Annotated in this window: 1 protein-coding gene and 1 pseudogene; both read left to right on the top strand. The window is 57.8% G+C overall.

Translation table 11 applies throughout. The annotated features are described in order from the left end of the window. Nucleotides 1–128: 128 nt before the first annotated feature. A pseudogene (locus HT737_RS24205) lies at nt 129–915 on the top strand (outer membrane protein OmpK). A gap of 376 nt (nt 916–1,291) precedes the next feature. Next, nucleotides 1,292–2,077 (top strand): outer membrane protein OmpK, encoded by a 786-nt coding sequence (locus HT737_RS24200; protein ID WP_182404154.1) that lies wholly within the window; start codon nt 1,292–1,294, stop codon nt 2,075–2,077. The last annotated feature ends 56 nt before the right edge of the window (nt 2,078–2,133 follow it).

Here is a 2,133-nt window from a genome sequence, read left to right as displayed (position 1 = left end):
CCTGCTCGCGAAAGCGTTGTGTCATTCAACAGTGATGGCGACTGACACGCCCTCTTCGCGAGCAGGCTCGCTCCCACAGGGGACGTGCAACACCCTGCCTCAACAATAAAAACAAGAGGGAGCAACCGATGATTCGCACGCAAACCAACGTTCTGTTGAGTGGCGGCCTGCTGGCCGCGAGTCAGGCCATGGCCGGCGATTTACTGCTGTGGCAGACCAACAGCCTGAGCTACCTGTACGGCAAGAACTTCGCGATCAACCCGTCGATCCAGCAGACGGTGACGTTCGAGCACGCCGACAAGTGGAAGTACGGCGACAACTTCCTGTTCGTCGACAAGATCTTCTACAACGGCCAGGAAGACCGCAACAAAGGCCCGCACACCTTCTACGGCGAATTCACCCCACGCTTCTCGTTCGGCAAGATCTTCGACCGGAAAATCGAATTCGGCCCGATCAAGGACGTGCTACTGGCGATGACCTACGAGTACGGCGAAGGCGACAGCGAAGCCTACCTGATCGGCCCCGGCTTCGACCTGAAAGTGCCCGGCTTCAACTACGTGACCCTGAACATTTTCCGCCGCCAGACCGAAGGCCCGCGCCCCCGGCGACGGCGTCTGGCAGATCACCCCGGGCTGGTCGTACAGCGTGCCGCTGGGCAACTCCGACCTGCTGATCGACGGCTATCTGGACTGGGTGGTCGACAACGATCAGAACTCGCGCGGCACTTACCACGCCAACCTGCACATCAATCCGCAGATCAAATACGACCTCGGCAAAGCCTTGGGCTGGAGCCAGAAGCAGCTGTACGTCGGCACCGAATACAGCTACTGGAAGAACAAATATGGCGTCGAAAGCAGTCACAACCTCGACACCAACCAGAACACCGCCAGCCTGCTGGTGAAGGTGCACTTCTGAGATGGCCCGCAACCGTGCCCCATACCTGTCGTCGGTGCTCTGTTGCGGGGCACTTGAGAGCTGGCCGAGGAGTCAGTATTCTCCGCGGCCTCTTGAATTCGGTCTAAAAAAAAGCCCGGATTTAATTCCTGACCGACGGGCCAACTTATCCCGGCCCCGGCCAGTACCGAGGCATCCCGAAAACACGCGCAATCGACTGTTTTTCAGCAGCCGAACGGGCGTTTTTTTTGCTTTTCGAAAGCGTTGGCCCAGCTCTTGCTATCACCAGCGAAGCTGACCGATCGGATGACTTTTGCAGCAACGAAAAAAAGGCGCCACACCAGAGCGCCGATCTTAAAAAAAATAAACGTGGAACACCTACTTTGGGAGCAACCGAATGAAACGTATGTGCACCAGCCTGATGCTCGCGGGATCGATGCTGGCCGGCGGCCAGGCCATGGCCGATGGCCTGCTGCAATGGCAGAACAACAGCCTGACCTACCTCTACGGCAAAGACTTCAAGGTCAACCCGGCGATCCAGCAGACCGTCACCTTCGAGCACGCCGATGCCTGGAAGTACGGGGATAACTTCCTGTTCATCGACAAGATCTTCTACAACGGCAAACCAGACGGCGGCGTCGGCAACAACACCTATTACGGTGAGTTCCAGCCGCGCATCTCGCTGGGCAAAGTCCTCGACCAGAAGCTCGAATTCGGTCCGATCAAAGACGTGCTGCTGGCGATGACTTACGAGTTCGGTGAAGGCGACGTCGAGTCGTACCTGATCGGTCCTGGCTTCGACCTGGCGATCCCGGGTTTCGACTACTTCCAGCTGAACTTCTACCAGCGCCACACCGACGGCTCGCGCCCGGGTGACAACGTCTGGCAGATCACCCCGGTCTGGTCCTACACCATCCCGGTCGGCAGCTCGAACGTGCTGATCGACGGTTACATGGACTGGGTGGTCGACAACGACGTCAACAGCAAAGGCGAATACCACGCCAACCTGCACTTCAACCCGCAGGTCAAATACGACCTGGGCAAGGCGCTGCATTTCGGCGAGAAGCAGCTGTACGTCGGTGTTGAATACGACTACTGGAAAGACAAGTACGGGATCGACGGCACCCGTGGCTTCACCACCAATCAGAACGTGACCAGCTTCCTGGTGAAGTTCCACTTCTGATCTTAAAAGCTTCGCGAGCAGGCTCGCTCCCACATTCGACCGAGTTCCAATGTGGG

This window comes from Pseudomonas sp. MD195_PC81_125 (assembly GCF_014060985.1).
GTDB lineage: Bacteria > Pseudomonadota > Gammaproteobacteria > Pseudomonadales > Pseudomonadaceae > Aquipseudomonas > Aquipseudomonas parakoreensis.
Note: the sequence above shows the minus strand (reverse complement) of the source record. Positions and strands in the feature narration are given on the sequence as shown.